Origin of the sequence: Roseomonas mucosa ATCC BAA-692, assembly GCF_000622225.1 — a bacterium.
GTDB classification, from domain to species: Bacteria; Pseudomonadota; Alphaproteobacteria; order Acetobacterales; family Acetobacteraceae; genus Roseomonas; species Roseomonas mucosa.
The window spans coordinates 349,736-367,888 of record NZ_JHWD01000004.1 but is presented as its reverse complement, the minus strand read 5'-3'; the positions used below and the strand labels follow the sequence as shown (position 1 = coordinate 367,888).

Here is an 18,153-nt window from a genome sequence, read left to right as displayed (position 1 = left end):
CCTGCCCCGGGGCGAGCCTCAGCCGGTCCCGCGCGCCAGCAGGGCCTGTGCCAGGGCCTCGAACTCGGCGATGTCCAGCGTTTCCGCGCGGCGCGTCGGCTCGATGCCGCAGCCCGACAGCAGCGCCTCGGCCCCGCCCAGCGACTTCAGCGAGCCGCGCAGCATCTTGCGGCGCTGGCCGAAGGCGGCGGCGGTGACGCGCTCCATGGCGCGGGCCAGGGCCGGTTCCGGCTGCAGCGGGCGCGGCACGAGATGCACCACGGCGGACCAGACCCTGGGCGGCGGCGAGAAGGCGCCGGGCGGCAGGCGCAGCACCATGCTGGCCGCGCAGCGCCATTGCGCGAGGACCGCGAGGCGGCCGTAATGCTCCGTGTCCGGGGCGGCGACGATCCGCTCGGCCACTTCGAGCTGGAACATCAGCGTCAGGGATTCCCAGGCGCCGGCCTGGGACAGCCAGTTCACCAGCAGCGGCGTGCCGACATTGTAGGGCAGGTTGGCCACGACCTTGCGCGGCGTGCCGGTGAGGGCGGCGGCGTCCACCGCCAGCGCATCGGCCTCCAGCACCGTCAGCCGTCCGGGGAAGGCGGCGGAAAGCTCCGCCAGGGCGGCGATGGCGCGGCGGTCCAGCTCGATGGCGGTGACATGCGCGGCCGGGCTGTCCAGCAGGGCGCGGGTCAGCCCGCCGGGGCCGGGGCCGACCTCCACCACATGGCGGCCGGCGAGGTCGCCGGCCTGCCGCGCCACGCGCTCGCAGACCGCGGGGTCCAGCAGGAAGTGCTGGCCGAGCGACTTGCGCGCGTCCAGCCCATGGCGGGCCACCGTGTCCCGGAGAGAGGGCAGGGCAGCGGGCGTATCCGGTTCCGGGACGTCAGACATGGGCCACGCGGTGCCCCGTCGCGATGCGGCCTGGCATGGGCATCAGCCGTCCCTGGCGGCGCTGGGCCGGATGCGCATGTCGATCTGCGCCTGGCGGCGCAGGTTGCGCTGCTGCTGCTGCGAGACCAGCTCGACGCGCTCGCGCAGGATCTGCGCCTTGGCCATCTCCGGCGTGTACTGGGCGAGATTGCGGCTTTCGCGCGAGCAGACGGCGATCACCAGGATGCCGTCCGGCGTCACGATCGGCTGGCTGGCGCGGCCGGGGGAAAGGCTGGCGACGAGCTGGCGAAGCTGCGGCGGCTCCAGCGTCTCCTGCCGCACCTGCCCGGGATCGGCGGGGCGGACGCTGCCGGCGGCGCGGTTCGCCGCCTCCACCGCGTCGCAGCCGCCGGTCACGCGCTGCGCCTTTTCCAGCTGGCCGCGCTGCTGCTCGGTCGGGTTCTGCGGATCGAGCTGGCTGGTGAAGGGCAGGAAGGCCTGGCGCAGCGTGACCATCGTGGCGATGTCGCGGCCGGTCTCGCGCTTCTGCCGCAGGGCGACGATGCGGTAGCCGCCCGGCACGCGCACGGCGTTGCTGATGGCGCCGACCGGCATCTGCGTGATGATGCGGGCGATCTCGGGCTCCAGCTCCTCCGGGCGGACCCAGCCGAGGTCGCCGCCCTGCAGGGCCGTCTGGCTCTGCGAGAACTGCGTCGCGGCCACGGGGAAGGGCATGCCGGCGCGCAGGCGGCCGACCACGTCGTTGACGAAGCGCTGCACCTCGTCGGCGCGGGCGGGGTCGTCCACGGGCACGAAGATCTCGGAGACCTGGTATTCCGGCTGGCCGACCCGCGCCTCGTGCGCTTCCACGCGCTCGCGGATCTCGGCCTCGGTGGGCTCGGCCTGCTGGCCCAGGGCCTGGCGGATCAGGCGCGACCAGCCGATCTGCACGCGGATCTGGTCGAACAGCACCCGCGTGTCCACGCCGCCGGCGCGGAGCTGGGCCACCAGCCCGCCCTTGGGCAGGTTGTTGCGGCTCTCGATGTCGGAAAGGGCGGCCGCCACCTCCTCGTCGCTGACCACGATGCGCCGGCGCCGCATCTCCTGCAGGCGGAGCCGGTCGTCGATCACGAGGCGGACGATCTGCGGCTCCAGCCGCGTGATCAGGTCGCTGGAGGCGCCAAGCCCCGTGGTCATGGCGAAGAGCCTGGCGCGGCTCGCCACCTCGGACTGGGTGACCACCTCGCCGTTCACCACGGCGACGATGCGGTTCATGTCCTGGGGTGCCGGGGCGGCCTGTCCGTGGCCGGCGCGCGCGGGGGGGCGGGGCTGGGCCTGGGCCGCCACCGGGAAGCCGGCCGGCAGGGCCAGCGCCATGGCCAGCGGGAGGGCGAGCGGCGCCAGGCGGATCGGGCGGCGGGGGAGGGGGAGGGAGCGTCGCATGGGCTTGTTCCGGGATCAGGTCCGCCCGCCGGCTGCGTGGCCCGGGGCCTGGGGACCGGATCCGCGGGGCGGGAAGGGCAGGGGGAGGGCGGGTAGGCAGGGCATCAGAGGGCGCGGAAGCCGAAATCGCCCAGCGTCTTGAAGCCGAGGCGGATGAGCACCGTGGTGGAGGACGGATAGAGCGCGCCGGAGGTCTGCTCGGCATAGGACTTGTAGAAGCGGGTATCCAGGATCAGGCACTCGTCCTCGTAGGTGAGGTTCGCGCCGACCGAGACGCCGCGCTTGAGCTCCAGGTCGTAGCGGCCGAAGGCGCCCGTGGACCAGTGCTGGCCGACCTTCACGTTGGCGGAGCCGTAGACCTCCCGCCGATAGGTGGCGGGCGTCAGGTAGTCCTTCGGCACGGAGTAGAAGTAGCCGGCCGTGGTGCTGACCGGCACGCCCGTCAGAGGGCCGAAATCGAGCCGCGAGGAGACGTCGATCATCTGCCGGTCGAGGCTGCTCTTGTCGAAGCGGCCGCGGCCGATCACGCTCAGCCAGGGCGTGGGCGAGACGCGGACGCGGGCGACCAGGTCGGAGACCTCGTCGCGCAGGCCGGAGCGTGCCGCGAAGACCTCCTCCTTGGAGGCGCGGTAGGACTGGCCGACCAGCCCCTCGATCTGGCCCCCATTGGGGAAGAACCAGGCCGAGCGCAGCGCCGCGTCGATGCGGGAGCCGCCTTCCTGCCGGTCGCGGCCGGTGAAGCGGTTCAGCGAGAAGAGATTGGCGTCGGTGAACTCGAAGTCGAGGCTGTCCTCGTTCGGGATCAGCGTCTGGCGGCCGGTGGCGGGGCCGGTCACGAACTGCACATGCGGCTCGATGAGCTGGCTGCCATAGGCGCCGGCGGAGCGGATGAAGGGCATGCGCCAGTCGATGGCGGCGCGGACATTGCCGGTCGCCGTCTCGCGGCTGTTCACCGAGGCGCGGAAGGGGGCATCGTCGAAGTCGTTGACGGAATAGCCCATGGCGTCGCCCTGGAACCTGAAGGTCCAGAGGTCGCCCAGCAACCCGTAGCGCGGCAGGTCGTAGGTCAGGCGCGTGGAAAGGCGGCGGGTATCCGTGCCCTCGGTGCGGAACAGGAAGAAGTCGGAGGTGTCGATCGTCGCCAGCCCGCCCAGGCTGTCGGGACGGAAGGCGTGCTCGACGAAGATGTTGGGCAGGACATAGGGGATCTGGCCCACGTCATCGACGTCGCGCAGGCCCTGATAGGCGCGGCCGTCGATCTTGGCGTAGGTGTCGGTGCCCCAGAAGCCCTCGGCGTAGAGGTTGCTCGTCAGCACCCGCTGGGTCGGGAAGCGGAAGGCGCGCAGATAGGTCTCGGAGGTGGCGCGGTTGGCGTTGAAGCCGACGCGCCAGTTCTCGTCGATGTTGAAGCTGCCCTTGCTGAAGACATGGCTGCCGACGCCCTTCTCGCCATTGGTCTGGTTGCCGTCCAGCTCGCCGATCGAGCCCTGGATGTCGATCTGGCCGAAGTTGAAGCGCCGGCGGTAGCGGGCGGCCAGCGAGGGCAGCACGCGGGTCGAGACGGTGGGCGTGAGCGTCAGGTCGGAGCTGCCGTCGATGGCCCAGTAATAGGGCAGCTCGACGAAGCCGCCGAGGTAGCGCGTCTGGCCGAAGGAGGGCGAGAGGAAGCCCGAGGAGCGCGGCGCCGAGGGGTCGGGCATGGAGAGATAGGGCGAGTAGAAGACCGGCCAGCCGTCGAGCCGCACCTGCGCGTCGCGGAAGCGGATGCGCTGGGCTTCCTCGTCGCGGGTGGCGAGGCGGGACTGGATCTGCCAGAGCGGCGGGCGCGTCGGGTCCTCGGCGCAGAGGTTGCAGGCCGAATAGACCGGCCGCGTCATGTCGGTGATGGCGCCGGCGGGGCGGTCGGTGCGGCGGGCGCCGTTGGCCACCAGCTTGCCGTTCTGGGCGAGCAGGGCGCTCACCCCTTCCAGCACGCCGTCCTTCATGTTGCCCGTCAGCTCGGCGCGGTCGGCGAAGAGCACCTGTCCGTCCGGCTGGAGGAGCTGGACATTGCCTTCCGCCGTGGCGACGCCGGTTTCGCGGTTATAGGTGAACTTGTCGGCGCGCAGGATCTGCTCGTTCTGCCAGGCCTCGACATGGCCGGTGGCGGTCACGACCTTGCTGTTGTCGTCGTAGTCCACCTGGTCGGCGGTGAAGGTGACGGGGGCGTCGCGGTCCGCCGGGCTGCCCAGCAGGCTGCCGAAGGCGCTGCCGGCGCTGGGCGCGGCCGAGGGCTGGGCGCTGGCGCCGGGCGGGGCTCCGGCGGGCACCTCGGTGGTGCCGGCGCCGGCCATGGGCAGGGTGCCGCCCGTCTCCTGCGCGCCCAGCGGTCCCGCGAGCAGCAGGCAGAGGGCCGTGCCGCCCAGCAGTGCCGGGCGCCGCGCCCTTCCGCGGGGGGGCCGGAGGGCGGCCCGGAACGCGGTGGGGAAGGCTCCCCGGGACGCCTCCTGGGATGCCTCCCGGGACGCTCCCCGGGGTGAGGCCTGTCGGCGCATCAGCCGTCCTCCAGATGCAGCAAAAGGGTGAGGGCCAGCAGCAGGCCGGCCAGGGCGGGTGCCCAGGCGGCCAGGGCGACGGGGAGGGTGCCGGTCTCGCCGAACTCCCCCGCCACCCGGTCCAGAACGAAGAGGGCGAAGCCCGCAGCCACGCCGAGGCCCAGCATCTGCGCCACGCCGCCGCGCCGGGCTTGGCGCATGGAGAAGCCGGCCGAGAGCAGCGCCATGGCCAGGCACAGCACCGGCAGGGCCAGCAGCGACTGGTAGTGCAGGCGGTGCCGCACCGCCGAGAAGCCGGCCGATTCCAGCACCCCGATGAAGTCCGGCAGCGCCCAGAAGGACAGGGTGTCGGGGCTGGCGAAGCTGTCCTCGATGCGGGCGGGGGTCAGGTCGGTGGGCAGGGCGATCCGCATGGGGTCGGAGGCGCGGCGGTCCTGCCCGAAGGTCACGGCGTTCTCCAGCACCCATTCGCCGACGCCGCCATGGCTCTGCAGCTCCGCATGCGGCGCCTCGACGCGGGCCAGTGGCTTGTCGTCGCCCGACAGGCGCCAGACGCTGACATCGTCGAGCTTCAGGGCGGCGCGCTCGATCCGATTGCTGTTCGCCGCCGGCCGCCCGGCCAGGATGGCGACGCCCTGCGGGTCCAGGGCCCGGTCCGCCTGCCGCAGCCAGAGCCGCCCGCCCGCCAGGGCGGTGATGCCGGAGGCGTTGCGCAGGTAGATGCCGTCCAGCCGTTCCGCCCGGGCCAGCATGGCGGAGGAGAGCGGCGAGATGCCGGTGGTGGCGACGATGCCGATCATCAGGGCCACCACCGCAGGGCCGGTCAGGAAGCCCCAGGCGGAGATGCCGGCGGCGCGGGCCACCACCAGCTCCGAGGAGCGGGACAGGCGCCAGAAGGCGACGATGCCGCCCAGCAGCACGGCGAAGGGCAGGATCTGCAGGGCCATGAAGGGCAGGCGCAGCCCGCCGATCGTGGCCACGATGCCGAAGCTGGCCTCCGCCCGGGTGGCGGCGCGGCGCAGCAGCTCGATGAAGTCGAACAGCGAGACCAGCCCGGTGAGCGCCAGCAGCAGGGCCAGGACCATGGCCGTGAAGCGCCGGGCCACATAGAAGGTGAAGGTGAGGGGCAGGCTCATGCGGCGGCGAGCCGCCGGCGGCGCGGCCAGCCGGGCATGCCCGACAGCACCCAGGCGGAAACCAGGCCGGGGCCGACCGCGTGCAGCCAGATCAGCGGCACCAGGGCGTTGTTGCGGGCGGCGAGGTTGCCCACGGCCAGGCCGAGCGCCAGCAGCCCGACCACGGTGCCGACGCCGACGCCGATGGCGAAGCCGCCGCCATGGCGGCGGAAGCCGCTGGCCAGGGCGGTGGCCAGGCCGACCAGGGCGAAGGACAGGGTGGTCAGGGGATTCGAGAGGCGCTGGTGCGCCTCGGCGTAGAATTTGCGGATGTCGCGCTCCGGCAGGTTCTCGGCGGGGTCGGGGTGCAACAGCTCGCTCACCGAACGTTCCCGCGAATCGCGGTTGCGGGAATCATCGTCGCTCCGGCCGGTGCGGGCCAGATCCACGCTGTTCTCGCCGAAGGTGAGCACCGCGAGGCGCAGGGTGGGCGGGGTTCCGGGGGGGCTGCCGGCGGGCGGGGCCACGCGCTCCACCTGCTGGCGCTGGCCGTTGAGCAGGATCACCCGGGGTCCGCTCGGGGTCTGGGTGATGCGCCCTTCCTCCGCCAGGATGGTCACCGGGGCGCCGGCGTCGCGGCTGTCCTGCACCAGGATCCCCCGCAGCGTGCCGTCGCGCTCCCGCAGCCGGGCATAGACGGTGAGGTCGTCGCCGACGCTGCTGAAGACCCCCTCCTGCACCAGGATCGCGGCCATCTGGTTGCGGATCTCGAACTGCCAGGTGCGGAAGGCGGTGTGGCTCATCGGCACCAGCCAGAGCTGGAGCATGAAGCAGAGGCCGGTGGCGATCGCCGCCAGGTACAGGGCGGGGCGGGAAAGCTGCCACTGCGACAGGCCGGCCGCGCGCATCACCACCAGCTCCCGGTCCGTGGACAGGCGCACATAGGTGAAGAGCGTCACCACGAAGGTCGCGATCGGCAGGATCACGGCGAAGAAGGAGGGCATCAGCAGCCCGGTCAGTTCCAGGAAGACGGCAAAGGACAGGCCCCGGTCGAGCACGAGCTCGATGAAGCGGAGGCTCTGGGTCAGCCAGATGAGCAGCGCCAGCCCCACCGTGACCGCGATGAGGGCGACGGCGAGCTGGCGGAAGATGTAACGATCCAGCCGTGACATGGCGGGGGCAACCTATCCAGCCGAGGGGGCGCCGGCAAATCGGCGCCCAGGAACCGCCAGCCTCTACAGCCTTTCCGTGGCCTTTCCGAGGCTTGTCATGGCTTCTTCGCGAAACCCGGAAACCCGCTGTTGCAGATGGGTGCCGCTTGCGGGGGCCGGGGCGGGCGGGTTCAGCCCGGAAAGACCTTGCCCGGGTTCATCAGCCCCTGCGGGTCCAGCGCCGCCTTGATCCGGCGCATCGCCTCGTATTCCGCGCCGCCGCGCCAGTCGGCCAGCATGTCGGTCTTGAGCCGCCCGACGCCGTGCTCGGCGGAGAAGGAGCCGTCCAGGTCGCGGACCACGGCGTTCACCGCCTCCATCAGGTCATGGGCGCGGGCCATGAAGGCGGCGGGTTCCATCCCCTCGGGCTGGACCACGTTCATGTGGATGTTGCCGTCGCCCATGTGGCCGAAGGGCACCGGGCGGCAGCCGGGCACCAGGGCCCGCATGGCCTCGGCCGAGCGGCGGATCATCTCCGGCACCCGGGAGACCGGGACGGAGACATCATTCTTCACATTCCCGCCGGCGCGCTTCTGGGCCTCGGCATGTTCCTCCCGCAGCCGCCACAGGTTGGCGGCCTGGGCCTCGCTTTCCGGCAGGGCGGCGTCGAGCACCTCGCCAGCCTCCAGCGCCTCCTCCAGCACCGCCTCCATCAGCCCGCGCAGGTCGGCATCGGGGCGGGAGGAGGCGAGGTCCACCAGCACGTAGTGATCGGCGCGTCCGGCAAGGGGCAGGGTCGCGCCCTCGATCAGGCTCGTCACGAAGTCCATCCCGGCGCCGGACATGTATTCGAAGGAACGGACGCTGCCTTCGTCCCGGTCGCGGAAGCGGCGGAACAGGGCCAGGGCCGCGTCCTCGTCGGCCATGGCGCAGAGGGCCAGGGCGGTGGTGCGGGGGCGGGGGAAGAGGCGCAGCACGGCGGCGGTGATGATGCCCAGCGTGCCCTCGGAGCCGGCGAAGAGCTGGCGCAGGGCGAAGCCGGTGTTGTCCTTGCGGAGGCGGCGCAGCCCCTCGATCACGCTGCCGTCGGGCAGGACCACCTCGATGCCCATCAGCAGGTCGCGGGCATTGCCGTAGCGGACCGTGTTGTTGCCGCCGGCATTGGTGGCCAGCACGCCGCCGATGGTGGCGGAGCCCTCGGCGCTGAGGGACAGCGGAAAGAGGCAGCCCGCTTCGGCGGCCGCGTCCTGGGCGGTCTTCAGGATCACCCCGGCCTCCGCCACCATGGTCATGTCCACCGGGTCGATGTCGCGGATGCGGTTCATCCGGGCCAGGGAAAGCACCACCTGCCGCCCGCTCTCGTCCGGCATGGCGCCGCCGACCATGGAGGTGTTGCCGCCCTGCGGCACCACGGCGACGCCCGCCTGGCCGAGCAGCCGCATCGCCGCCGCCAGCTCCGCCGTGTTCGCCGGACGCAGCAGGGCCGGCGAGGCGCCGTGGTAGAGGCCGCGCCAGTCCGACAGGAAGGGCTCCATGTCCGCGGGATCGGTGACGAGCCCGCGCGGGCCCAGCAGGGTGGAGAGCGCGTCCAGCAAGGCCGGCGGCAAGGCGGTAGGGGCGTCGGTCATGGTGCCCCAAGGGATGCCAGTTGGCCCTCCCCGGTCAAGAGACCGCGATGAGAGTCGCGTGGCGGGGTCCGGCGCCGGGCGTCAGGTGCGGTGGATGACCTTGCGCGGCCCTTCCTGCCCAACGGCGCAGAGATGGAAGGCGGGGCGCAGGGTAGCCTCGGGCTCGTCGTCCTCGATGGGCGGCAGCGGGCGCAAGGGAGAACTGGCAGGGGATTTCGGAGTGCGGCGCGCGGCGACCTCCTGCGGCAGGCCGAAGGCAGTTCCCCGGGCACCGAGGCCGCTGTCGCAGGACATGGCGGGCTGGGGCGGAATCGGGGCATCGGAGGACCCCGCGGGAGCGGCCATCGCCGCGCCCGACATCATCAGAAAGAACCCTGCCATCGCCACCCGCATCCCGTCTGCCCTCCGCTGTTGCAGTTATACAACTCCGCGCGCCTGAGATGGTAATTCTGCCACATATCCTATTGACTGTGGCCAATTTCCAATCGGCGTTTCCAACGCGAAGCCGAAGCCCTGGTTTCGGCGTTGGGCGGGCACAGCAACCCGAACGGCAGAGGTAGGCTCGATGAGCGACCGCCCAGACCCCACCGGCACCGGCCCCGCCGGCGGCCCCGACAATGATGACGACCTGGATCTCGGGATCGGGATTCCGACCGTCGTGAGCATCATCGACACCGCCCGGCAGGTGGACGAGCTGGTCGAGGACGAGGAAAACGAGGATCTGCAGGACGAGGAGGCGCTCGACGATTCCGATCCCGAGGGCCTCGCCGAGATGCTGGAGGAGCAGATCACCGCGCTGAACGAGGACGAGCAGGCGGCGCTGATCGCCCTCGCCTGGATCGGGCGCGGCGACTACGAGGCCGAGGACTGGGAGGAGGCGCTGCGCCTGGCGCGGGAACGCAACGAGCGTGGCGACGCGGCCAGCTACCTCACGGGCATGGAGATGCTGGGCGACCTGCTCTCCGAGGGTCTGGAGGCGTTCGGTATCTCGCCGGAGGAAACGGCGCGCTGAGGGCAGGCCCGGCCTCCCCTGCCCCGGAGCCCCTGCCGGCCCGGCCGTGTCCGGCTGGAGGGCGTCCGGCGAAGGGGAGCGCGGGCCGGATGCCTTGCCCCGCCGTCCCCCCCGTCGGCATGGGGCGGCGTGGGGCGGCTCCGCGCCTTCAGCCGCGCATCATGCGGGGGCCATCCAGCCCGGCGACCTCGCGGACCAGCTTGCGCCGCACGGCGTTCTCGAAGGCGTCGAAGTCGGCGGCCGAGATGAGAAAGGCGCCGGGACCGCCGATCACGTTTTGCGCGTAGTACTGGTCGAGCGGCAAAGGCGGCATGCGGCCATAGGCGGGGCGGTCGTTCATGATGGGCAGGCCGTTGATCACGATCCCGTCCGCCACGGCGCGGTCCCGCGCCTCCTCGGCCGGCGGACCGCTGTTGTTCACCCCGTCCCCGGACACGTCGATCACGCGGCGCATCGCCTCGTAGGGCATGTCGCCCAGCAACTGGTGCGAGAAGTCGATGCCGCCCGAGATCGAGGTCCAGGACAGGGACTGGCGCGGGGCGCGGTCCAGCGCCCCGGCCCAGTTCTCCGCATCGGTCTGGCTGGCGATCTGGGTCCAGGGGATCACCAGCCTCTGGTACTCGGCGCCCGCCCATTCGACATAGGCCAGGGCGATGCTGCCGATCATGCCGCCCCGGATCGCGGCCACCACGCGGGGATCGGTGACCGCCTTGCGGTAGCCTTCCCGCTGCAGGCGGGCCTCGTCCTCGTCGATGGAGCGCGACACGTCCACGGCGAGCACGAGGGCGACGTCGACGGGTTCCGCGGCGCGGGCCAGCCTGGGATGGGCCAGGAGGCCCATGGCCCCACCAGCGATCAGCAGGGATCGACGGCGCATCAGCACACTCCCGAATGACCAAGGGGGAGTCAGTGCATCAGGATCGCAATGTGCGTCGCAACAGAATTCGGACCGGTGAAGTCACGAATGCGGGAAAGCCCGGCTTCCGCCTCGCCTGTCGCGGGAGATGTCCCGGGTCCAGGCTTCCTGGTGGGAGCCGGTGCGGGAGCGGTCAGGCCAGGCCATGGGGCGCGGGCAGCAGGACCGGAGGCAGCGTGGCTGTGTCCGGCACCCAGCCCGGCCCGGTGCCAGGGGCCCCGTTGACTGCCGTCCCGGCCGGTGTTCCCGTGGATGCCGGGCGCAGCAAGGGCGTGGCGAAGCCCGCCGCGACCGGCACCTCCACAGGCCAGGAGGCGCGCCAGCGGTCGCCCTGCGCCATGCCGACGCAGAGGCCCACCGGCCTCACCCCCGCCGCCGCCAGCAGGGCCAGCCCGGCCAGGGCGGAGCTGCCGGTGCTGATCACGTCGTCCACCAGCAGCACGCGGCGCCCCGCGAGCCGGTGCAGCACGCGCGGGTCCAGCCAGATGCGGCGCTCGTCCGTCGCGGTGGAGGAAGAGACAGGCACCGAGGGGGCGTCCGTCCCGTACCAGCGCTTGCGCGAATAGCCGGCGGCGACCCAGTTGGAATGGCCCAGCGCCTCGGCCACCGGGGCGGCCAGGACATGGCCCAGCGTGGGCAGGCCGCAGACCACCTCCACGCCCAGGGGCCGCGCCGCCTCGGCCATCCAGCCGGCCAGGGCGCGCACCACGGCGAAGGAGGCTTGGTTGGCGATGAAGCCCGTCACCGCGATGGCGCCATAGTCGCGCAGCGGCAGCCAGAGGCGCGAGCCGTCGGGCATCGGCGCGGGGAAGCGGTGCCCGTAGGGCGGGCCGGGGTCCTCGGACGCCGCCGAGAAGGATTGCCAGAACTCCATGCCGCCGCCGGTGCCATGGCGCGCGGCACGGGTCCAGCGGCAAAGCCGCATGCCCGTTCCGTGCCCCCGGCGCCGGCGCCCGAACGGGCCATGGCGGGGCGGCGCGGGGCGGTCTATCCTGGAGCGGTCTTCACGATTTGGATAACGGATCGCAACATGATGGCCTCCCGCCGCGCGCTGCTGGCCGGCTCCGCCGCCGCTGCCTTCGCCATGACCCATTCGCGCTGGGCCGAGGCCCAGTCGCCGTCCGGGGTCATCGTCTTCGCCAAGCAGATCGACGACCTGATCAGCCTCGATCCGGGCGAGTGCTTCGAGTACACGGGCTCCGAGATTTGCGGCAACGTGTACCAGAAGCTCGTGACCACGCCGAACAGCGACCCGTCCCGGCTGGTGGGCGAACTGGCGGAGAAGTGGGACGCGTCGGAGGACGGCAAGACCTTCACCTTCACGCTGCGGGAGGGGCCGAAATTCGCTTCCGGCAAGCCGGTGACGGCGGAGGACGCAGCCTGGTCGCTGCAGCGGGCGGTGATCCTGAACAAGAGCCCGGCCTTCATCATCAACCAGTTCGGCTACACCAAGGACAATGTGGCGGGGATGATCCGCGCCACCGGGCCGCGCACGCTGGTGATGCAGACGGCGCAGGAGACGGCGCCGACCTTCCTGCTCTACTGCCTCTCCGCCGTGGTGGGGAACGTGGTGGAGAAGGCCGTGGCGATGTCGCACGAGCAGAACGGCGATCTCGGCAATGCCTGGCTGAAGCAGAACTCCGCCGGCTCCGGCCCCTATGCGGTGCGCGCCTGGCGGGCGAGCGACAGCGTGACGCTGGAGGCCAACCCGAACAGCACCGTGGCGCCGAAGACGAAGCGCGTGATCCTGCGCCACATGCCCGACCCCTCGGCGCAACTCCTGGGCCTGCAGCGCGGCGACATCGACATCGCGCGCAACCTGAGCTCCGACCAGATCCGGCAGGCCAGGGCGGACGGCGACTACAAGGTCCAGTCGCAGCGCAAGGCCAGCCTGCTCTATATCGCGATGAACCAGAAGCATCCGATCCTGAGCAAGCCGGAGGTGCGGCAGGCGATCAAGATGGCGATCGACTATGACGGCATCCAGAAGAACATCGTGCCCGACCTCTATGCCGTGCATCAGGCCTTCCTGCCGGAAGGGCTGCCCGGCGCGCTGACCGACAAGCCCTTCCACCACCAGATCGCCGAGGCCAAGGCGCTGCTGGCCAAGGCGGGTCATGCGGACGGGTTCGAGGTCACCTTCGACTACGCCTCGATCTCGCCCATCAGCGACATGGCGCAGGCGATCCAGGCGAACCTCGCCGAGATCGGCATCCGCGTGCGGATGCTGCCGGCCGAGCAGCGGCAGGTGCTCACCCGCGTCCGCGCCCGTCAGCACGAGATTTCCATGAGCCGCTGGGGCAGCGACTACTTCGACCCGAACTCGAATGCCGAGACCTTCGCGGTCAACACCGACAACGGCGACGACGCGCGCAACCGCACCTCCGCCTGGCGCTCCTCCTGGCTGATCCCGGAATATTCCGCCCAGGTGGTGGCCGCGGCCAAGGAGCGGGACCCGGCGAAGCGGACGGCGATCTACCTGAAGCTGCAGAAGGAGCTGCAGGAGCACGGGCCCTTCGCCTTCCTGCTGCAGGAGATCGAGGTCTCGGTCAGCCGCAAGGGCGTGACCGGCTTCGACATGGGTCCGATGAACGACCGCCACCGCTATGTGGAGATCGTGAAGGCCTGAGGCGGAGTCCGGCGCGCGCGGGGCCGGGAGCCGCGTGCGCGCCGGGGGCGGTCAGGCGAAGATGAAGTCGCTGCCGGCGGGATGCTCGACGCCGACAAGGGCGATGTAGCTGTCGGTGCCGAAGGTGATCAGGCTGCCGGTATAGCTCGGCCCGCTTGGCAGGCTGATGCTGCCCGAGCGGATGCTGAGGTCGCCCAGGTCATGCACGCCTATGCTCGCGAAGGCGGTCAGGTCGATGTGATCCTGGCCCTGCCCGAAATCCATGATCCGGTTCTGCGCGATGCCGGGCGCGAAGACGAAGGTGTCGCTGCCGCCCACCGTGTTGCCGCCGGTCCGCTCGCCATCGCCCCAGATCTGGTTGCTGGAATGCGCGCCGGCAACGATGACGTCGTCGCCGCCCACGGCGTTGTCGCTCATGCGCCCGTCGCCCTGGATGATGCAGGAAACGGAGGCGGCGGGGCCGATGATCCGGTCGTTGCCGCCCCTGGCGAAGCCCGACAGGGCGCCATCGCCGTAGATCTGGACAAGCGATGTCCCCGCGGTCACCCAGATCAGGTCGTTGCCGCCTTGCGCGTGATCCCGCAGGGCCTGGGCGTCGCCGTAGAGGCTGGTGTTCGTGGAACTGCCCATGATGCAGTCATTGCCGCCGACGGCGAAGCCATCCATCCCGAGGGCGTCGCCATAGACATTGGCGTCGTTGCCGACGATCCAGTCACTGCCGCCCCTGGCATTGTCGTGCATCTCCTGGGCATCGCCATAGACCACGGGATGGTTGTAGCCGCTCGTCCGGCCGCCGAAGATGGAATCGTTGCCGCCCTGCGAGAAGCCGCTCATCACATAGGCGTCGCCGTAGATCTCCTCCACCAGGTTCGTGGCGCTGCCGCCGATGATGAAGTCGTTCCCGCCGCGCGCGAAGTCCTGCATGGCCTGGGCATCGCCATGGATTTCGGTGACCACGGTCTCGTAGATGGATGTCGCGCTCGGACCGATCAGGGTCTGGTCGCCGCCAACCTGTTCGCAGAACAGGGTGCCGCTGGTATCACCGTAGATGATGTTCGTCATCGGATGCTCCCCGGCCGCCGGAACGGGCTCCGGCGGCGGGCGCCTCGCGCCCACACCATGATGGGCTCAATTTGGCGTCCTTTGCGTGAAATCTGGATCAGGCGCCGCGGCGGTCCGCACCATGACCCGTCCCGCCGGCCCGGCCAAGGCCCCGGCCGGGGCACCCCGGCCTCCGTGCAAGCACAGGCTTGGCAGCCTCGCGCCGCGCGCTAGGCTCGGGTTTCCCCGCGAGGTCCGAGGCAAGAAACGATGACCACCCGACGCGCCCTGCTGGCCGGCTCCGCCGGCGCCCTGGCCCTGCCCGCGCTGCCGCCGGGCCAGGGTTCCGCCCTGGCCCAGTCGCCGCCCGGCGTGGCGGTGATCGCCAAGCAGATCGACGACATCATCAGCCTGGACCCGGCCGAGAGCTTCGAGTTCTCGGGCAACGAGCTCTGCGGCAACATGTACCAGAAGCTGGTCCGCAACGACGAGAAGGACCCGACCAGGCTGACCGGCGACCTCGCCGAGCACTGGGAGGCCTCTTCCGACGGCAAGAGCTTCACCTTCCGCCTGCGGAAGGACGCACGCTTCTCCTCCGGCAAGCCGGTGACGGCGGAGGACGTGGCCTGGTCGCTCCAGCGCGTGGTGGCGCTGAACAAGAGCCCGGCCTTCATCATCAACCAGTTCGGCTATACCAAGGACAACGTGGCGCAGATGATCCGCGCCACGGCGCCGGACACGGTGGTGCTGGCCACGGCCGAGCCTGCCTCGCTGAGCTTCCTGCTCTACTGCCTCTCGGCCAATGTCGGCGCGGTGGTGGAGAAGGCGGCGGTGGCCACGCACGAGGCCAATGGCGATTTCGGCAATGCCTGGCTGAAGCAGAACTCCGCGGGGTCCGGCCCCTATATGCTGCGCGCCTGGCGGGCCAGCGACAGCGTGACGCTGGAGGCCAACCCGCACGGCGAGACGCAGCCGAGGACGAAGCGCCTGGTGATCCGCCATGTCGCCGATCCCTCGGCGCAGCTCCTCGGGCTGCAGCAGGGGGACTACGACGTGGCCCGCAACCTGCAGGCCGACCAGATCAAGGGGCTGCAGGGCAACGACCGCTTCCGCATCCTGGAACAGCGGCGGGCGATGGTGATGTTCCTGTCGCTGAACCAGAAGAACCCCTTTCTGGCGAAGCCCCAGGTGCGGCAGGCGATCAAGTGGGCGATCGACTATGCCGGCATCCAGAAGAACATCGTCCCCTCGACCTATGCCGTCCACCAGGCCTTCCTGCCCGAGGGCCTGCCCGGCGCGCTGACCGAGAAGCCCTTCCAGGCCGATGCGGCGAAGGCGAAGGCCCTGCTGGCCGAGGCGGGGCATCCGGAGGGGTTCGAGATCGGCTTCGACTACTTCTCCGTCTCGCCCTATGCCGACATCGCCCAGGCGATCCAGGCCAACCTCGCCGCCATCGGCATCCGCGCCCGCATGCTGCCGGCCGAGCAGCGGCAGGTGATCACCAAGACCCGCGCCCGGCAGCACGACATCGCCCTGGTCTACTGGGGCAGCGACTATTTCGACCCGCACAGCAATGCCGAGGCCTTCAGCATCAACACGGACAACAGCGACGACGCCCGGAACCGGACCCTGGCCTGGCGGGCCTCCTGGCCCATCCCGGAGCTTTCGAAGCGGACGATGGAGGCCCTGCGCGAGAGCGACGGCGGGAAGCGGGCCGCGCTCTACGAGGCATTGCAGCGGGACCACCAGCAGGTCAGCCCCTTCGTGATCCTGCTCCAGGCGATCGAGGTGGCCGTGACGCGGGCCGGAGTTTCGGGCATGAGGCTCGGCGTGATGAGCGACCAGACCTCCTACGCCGGTATCAGCAAATCGTGACACCCCATCCCTCGCGCGGGGGGCTCCTTTGAGCCTCGGCCGCGCACGCCTGAAGGCGCTGGCGGCCACCCTCGCCAGCGTTCCGATCACCCTTTTCGGCCTGACCCTGGTGACCTTCTTCATCGGGCGGGTCATGCCGATCGATCCGGTCCTTGCCATCGTGGGCGACCGCGCGCCGCAGGACGTGGTGGAGCGGACCCGGCTGGAGATGGGCCTCGACCAGCCCCTGCCGGTGCAGTTCGTCCGCTACCTGGGCCAGCTGCTGCATGGCGACCTGGGCCGGTCGGTGATGACCTCCAACACCGTGACGCAGGACATCGCCAACTTCTTTCCGGCGACCTTCGAGCTGGCCACGGTGGCCATCATCCTGGCCGTGCTGATCGGCGTGCCGCTGGGCGTCTGGGCGGCCAGCCGGCAGGGCCGGGCGGTGGACCAGGCGGTGCGGCTCTTCAGCCTGTCGGGGCATTCCATCCCCGTCTTCGTGCTGGGGCTGGTCAGCCTGCTGGTCTTCTATGCGCGGCTGGGCTGGCTGCCGGGGCCGGGGCGGCAGAACGTCGCCTACCAGGACATGATCGACGTCCATACGGGGATGCTGACCATCGACTCGGCCCTGGCCGGGGAGTGGGACGTGTTCCGGGACGCCGTGGCGCATCTGGCGCAGCCGGCCGGGGTGCTGGCCTTCTTCTCGCTGGCCTATATCGCGCGCATGACACGGGCCTTCATGCTGGCGGAGCTGCGTTCGGAATACGTGACCACCGCCCGGGCCAAGGGGCTGTCCGGCTTCCGCATCGTCTGGGGCCACGCCTTCCCCAACGTGGCGGTGCCGCTGGTGACGGTGGTCTTCCTCACCTATGCCGGGCTGCTGGAAGGGGCGGTGCTGACCGAGACCATCTTCTCCTGGCCGGGGCTGGGCCAGTACCTGACCGTTTCCCTGATGAATGCCGACATGAACGCGGTGCTGGGCGCGACGCTGGTGGTGGGGCTGATCTATGTCGCCCTGAACCTGCTTTCCGACCTGCTCTACCGCCTGCTGGACCCGCGCGTGCGATGACCGCCAAAGCCTTCTCCCGCGCCTGGCTGCTCTCGCCGGCCCCCGAATCCCGCCGGCAGGCCGCCTGGGGGCAGCGCTACCAGGCCTGGCTGGCCTTCCGCCGCAACCCGCTGGCCATGGCGGGGCTGATCGTGGTGGTGGCGCTGCTGCTGCTCTCGCTTCTGGCGCCGGTGCTGGCCACGCACGACCCGAACATCCAGGACCTCGCCAACCGGCTGCAGCCCTGGTCGGCCGACCACTGGCTGGGCACGGACGAGCTGGGGCGCGACGTCTATTCGCGCCTGCTCTATGGCGGGCGGATCACGCTCGGCATGGTGGTCTCCGTGGTGGTGCTGGTGGCGCCGCTGGGCCTCGTGGTGGGCTGCATCGCGGGCTATGCCGGGGGGATCTGGGACCGCATCCTGATGCGCGTCACCGATGTCTTCCTGGCCTTTCCCCGGCTGATCCTGGCCCTGGCCTTCGTGGCGGCCCTGCGCCCGGGGGTGGAGAGCGCGGTGATCGCCATCGCGCTGACCGCCTGGCCGCCCTATGCCCGCCTCGCCCGGGCGGAAACGCTGACCATCCGGCGGACCGACTACATCGCCGCGGTGCGCCTGTCCGGCGCCTCGCCGATCCGGGTGGTGCTGCGGCACGTGGCGCCGATGTGCATCCCCTCGCTGACGGTGCGGGTGACGCTGGACATGGCCTCGATCATCCTCACCGCCGCCGGGCTGGGCTTCCTGGGCCTGGGCGCGCAGCCGCCGCTGCCGGAATGGGGAACGATGATCGCGACGGCGCGGCGCTTCGTGCTGGAGCAGTGGTGGGTGCCGGTGATCCCGGGCATCGCCATCTTCGTCGCCAGCCTGGCCTTCAACCTGTTGGGCGACGGGCTGCGCGACGTGCTGGACCCGAAGCAGCGCTGAG

General features: G+C 71.0%; 15 protein-coding genes. 5 read left to right on the top strand and 10 right to left on the bottom strand.

Going from position 1 to position 18,153, the window contains the following annotated elements; genetic code table 11:
• Positions 1-18: 18 nt before the first annotated feature.
• The 7 genes from rsmA to BT98_RS0108475 all read right to left on the bottom strand — a co-directional run bounded on the left by rsmA (position 19) and on the right by BT98_RS0108475 (position 9,107).
• Entirely contained in the window at positions 19-876 is an 858-nt protein-coding gene (rsmA, locus tag BT98_RS0108505; protein ID WP_051004882.1) for a 16S rRNA (adenine(1518)-N(6)/adenine(1519)-N(6))-dimethyltransferase RsmA, read from the bottom strand.
• A gap of 42 nt (positions 877-918) precedes the next feature.
• Positions 919-2,298 (bottom strand): peptidylprolyl isomerase, encoded by a 1,380-nt coding sequence (locus BT98_RS0108500; RefSeq protein WP_019461667.1) that lies wholly within the window; start codon positions 2,296-2,298, stop codon positions 919-921.
• A 104-nt stretch (positions 2,299-2,402) separates the two neighbouring features.
• The gene (locus BT98_RS0108495; protein WP_019461666.1) at positions 2,403-4,631 is read right to left on the bottom strand and encodes an LPS-assembly protein LptD; all 2,229 of its coding nucleotides are present in this window, start codon (positions 4,629-4,631) and stop codon (positions 2,403-2,405) included.
• Between the two features lie 200 nt (positions 4,632-4,831).
• Entirely contained in the window at positions 4,832-5,968 is a 1,137-nt protein-coding gene (gene lptG, locus BT98_RS0108490; protein WP_019461665.1) for an LPS export ABC transporter permease LptG, read from the bottom strand.
• Positions 5,965-7,119: an LPS export ABC transporter permease LptF gene (gene lptF / locus BT98_RS23735; RefSeq protein WP_019461664.1), complete on the bottom strand. Its 1,155-nt coding sequence runs from the start codon at positions 7,117-7,119 to the stop codon at positions 5,965-5,967. Before lptF ends, lptG begins: the two co-directional genes overlap by 4 nt.
• A gap of 170 nt (positions 7,120-7,289) precedes the next feature.
• The gene (locus tag BT98_RS0108480; RefSeq protein WP_026033290.1) at positions 7,290-8,726 is read right to left on the bottom strand and encodes an FAD-binding oxidoreductase; all 1,437 of its coding nucleotides are present in this window, start codon (positions 8,724-8,726) and stop codon (positions 7,290-7,292) included.
• Positions 8,727-8,807: 81 nt separating this feature from the next.
• Positions 8,808-9,107 carry a hypothetical protein gene (locus BT98_RS0108475; protein WP_147292464.1) on the bottom strand — a complete coding sequence of 100 codons (300 nt, stop codon included), beginning with the start codon at positions 9,105-9,107 and terminating at the stop codon, positions 8,808-8,810.
• A gap of 184 nt (positions 9,108-9,291) precedes the next feature.
• On the opposite strand from BT98_RS0108475, the gene BT98_RS0108470 reads away from it, so the two are divergent.
• Positions 9,292-9,738, top strand: a complete 447-nt coding sequence (locus BT98_RS0108470) for a DUF3775 domain-containing protein (protein ID WP_019461661.1) — start codon at positions 9,292-9,294, stop codon at positions 9,736-9,738.
• A gap of 148 nt (positions 9,739-9,886) precedes the next feature.
• On the opposite strand, the gene BT98_RS0108465 is transcribed toward BT98_RS0108470, so the two are convergent.
• Both BT98_RS0108465 and BT98_RS0108460 read right to left on the bottom strand, forming a co-directional pair.
• A complete protein-coding gene (locus BT98_RS0108465; protein WP_037250073.1) occupies positions 9,887-10,615 on the bottom strand; it encodes a DUF1194 domain-containing protein in 729 nt (242 codons plus the stop codon).
• Between the two features lie 172 nt (positions 10,616-10,787).
• The gene (locus BT98_RS0108460; RefSeq protein ID WP_019461659.1) at positions 10,788-11,579 is read right to left on the bottom strand and encodes a phosphoribosyltransferase; all 792 of its coding nucleotides are present in this window, start codon (positions 11,577-11,579) and stop codon (positions 10,788-10,790) included.
• Positions 11,580-11,684: 105 nt separating this feature from the next.
• Here BT98_RS0108460 and BT98_RS0108455 point away from each other — a divergent pair, with 105 nt between their 5' ends.
• Complete coding sequence (locus tag BT98_RS0108455; protein WP_019461658.1) at positions 11,685-13,283, top strand: ABC transporter substrate-binding protein; 1,599 nt, start codon at positions 11,685-11,687, stop codon at positions 13,281-13,283.
• 51 nt (positions 13,284-13,334) lie between these two features.
• Here BT98_RS0108455 and BT98_RS0108450 read toward each other — a convergent pair whose 3' ends face one another.
• Positions 13,335-14,345 carry a calcium-binding protein gene (locus tag BT98_RS0108450; RefSeq protein WP_019461657.1) on the bottom strand — a complete coding sequence of 337 codons (1,011 nt, stop codon included), beginning with the start codon at positions 14,343-14,345 and terminating at the stop codon, positions 13,335-13,337.
• Positions 14,346-14,594: 249 nt separating this feature from the next.
• Here BT98_RS0108450 and BT98_RS0108445 point away from each other — a divergent pair, with 249 nt between their 5' ends.
• Genes BT98_RS0108445 through BT98_RS0108435 form a run of 3 tightly spaced genes read left to right on the top strand, consistent with a single transcriptional unit; the run spans position 14,595 to position 18,152 of the window.
• Positions 14,595-16,199, top strand: a complete 1,605-nt coding sequence (locus BT98_RS0108445; protein ID WP_019461656.1) for an ABC transporter substrate-binding protein — start codon at positions 14,595-14,597, stop codon at positions 16,197-16,199.
• 28 nt (positions 16,200-16,227) lie between these two features.
• Positions 16,228-17,250 (top strand): ABC transporter permease, encoded by a 1,023-nt coding sequence (locus BT98_RS0108440; protein ID WP_019461655.1) that lies wholly within the window; start codon positions 16,228-16,230, stop codon positions 17,248-17,250.
• Complete coding sequence (locus BT98_RS0108435) at positions 17,247-18,152, top strand: ABC transporter permease (RefSeq protein ID WP_019461654.1); 906 nt, start codon at positions 17,247-17,249, stop codon at positions 18,150-18,152. The genes BT98_RS0108440 and BT98_RS0108435 overlap by 4 nt, the downstream gene beginning before the upstream one ends.
• Position 18,153 lies beyond the last annotated feature (1 nt).